Source organism: Paenibacillus sp., from assembly GCF_035645195.1.
Lineage (GTDB): Bacteria > Bacillota > Bacilli > Paenibacillales > YIM-B00363 > Paenibacillus_AE.
In genome coordinates, this window is record NZ_DASQNA010000047.1 from 1 (window position 1) to 1605 (window position 1605).

Genomic DNA, 1605 nt, shown 5'->3' on the forward strand with positions numbered 1-1605 from the left:
TAGTTGCCCCTGATAAATTCAAATTTGAAAATGGCCCTCCCTGGTAGAAGCGGTCAATCGGAGTTGGTACCTGCCCATTGTCGTTTTTTTGCTGATTACTTGGTCATTTGGGTGGCTTTTCTCAGGTTATGAACCCAGATCCCAAAGCCGACCCAGGTTTTAGAGCCGGCAAGGCCCCTGTACCGGCTTCGACTGAGGCCGTACTTGCGTTTAAGCAAACTGATTTTCGCTTCCCCTGCCGCGCGATAGCGCTGCAGATTCTGGAACCAGTGCTGCTTCTCGTGTTCGGTTCGTCTCTTGCTTTTCTTGCCGCGAGTCGGCATGCTGATGCGAGCGACGCCAAGTGTTTCGGCCGCTTTCTCATTAGCCGCACTCGCGAAACCGCGGTCGGTTGCTACGGCATGCGGAGCCTGGCCGAACCTGGCGATGTGCTGCTCAATCGCCGGCTCAAGCAAATTGTCGTCGGACGGGTTTCCGGCATAAAGCTCGTAACCCGTGACGAAGCCGCTTTCCGTCTCGTCAATGCGAACCTTGTAGCCGAACTCAGCCGCCTTGCCGAGCTTGCCTTTCTTGATCGGCCGGGCCTCCGGATCGAAGAAGCTGACGATTCGCTCGGGAATGATGCGATTGCCTGAAACGACTTGTCGTGCTTGCGCGACCAGCTTGCGCGTTAGCGACGCGGCCTCGATGAGCTTGCCTTTCAATGCGGACGAAGCCGCCTTGCCCTTATCCTTGATCGCCTCGGCCGCGTGTTCAACCTGTGTGCAGACGCTTTCCGCCAGGTCGGCCACGTCCCCCGTAATGGCGTTGAGATCTTCCCAGGACTGCTGGGTGCGGCGGCGAAGCAGCTTGGCGATCGACAGGATTTTTCGCTTCATTTCCTGGCTCTTGTCTTCAAAGCCTTGTGCGGCTTGGGAGGCGACCTTGCGGACCTGCTTCATGAGACGGTTCATCACGCTAACCCCGTCTTGCAGCAGCGTTGCATCGGTCGGGTGATGAATGTCGGACTCGATCACCGTCGTGTCGGTACGCAGTTTCCGTGTGCGAAGCACTTGCTTTTCTCGGAGCACCTGCAGCAGGGATCCGTTAAGCGCTTCGGTCATCGCTTCGCCGTATCGCTTCCGCGCTTTGATAAGCGTCGTGGAATCCGGCACCTTCGCATCCAGGTCGATACGGCAGAAACGTCGCCACGTCAAAGAGTCGCTCACTTCTTGCACGAGCGTTTCGTAGCCAAGGTTATAACGGTGTTTGAGGTACATGAGACGCAGGTATGTCTCGGCCGGGACGGTCGGTCGCCCACGACGCGAGGGGTGAGCTTCGATGAACGGCGACAGAAACGCCGGGTTATCCAGCAGTTCGTCGATGATGGCCAGTTCCTCCGGCAGCTTGCGAAGAGGTTCAGGCAACAGCGCATCCCATAGGGTCAATTGATTGTTCTCGATTTTTAGCATCTTATCCACCTCAGAAGGATTTTGAGGGGCGACGCCGAATTCACAACGTAAGGAATTCAGTCCCCTCATTTTGGGTTGTTATCTCGACAATAACAATTTCCATTTGAGTCGCTGAATTCCCTTTCTTTTTGTCCAATTTTTCAGGGGAAACTAA

At 55.5% G+C, this 1605-nt stretch carries 1 protein-coding gene; it reads right to left on the reverse strand.

The window, feature by feature from the left end:
- Positions 1 to 95: 95 nt before the first annotated feature.
- Positions 96 to 1451, reverse strand: a complete 1356-nt coding sequence (locus VE009_RS25775; RefSeq protein ID WP_325012766.1) for an ISNCY family transposase — start codon at positions 1449 to 1451, stop codon at positions 96 to 98.
- Positions 1452 to 1605: the final 154 nt, after the last annotated feature.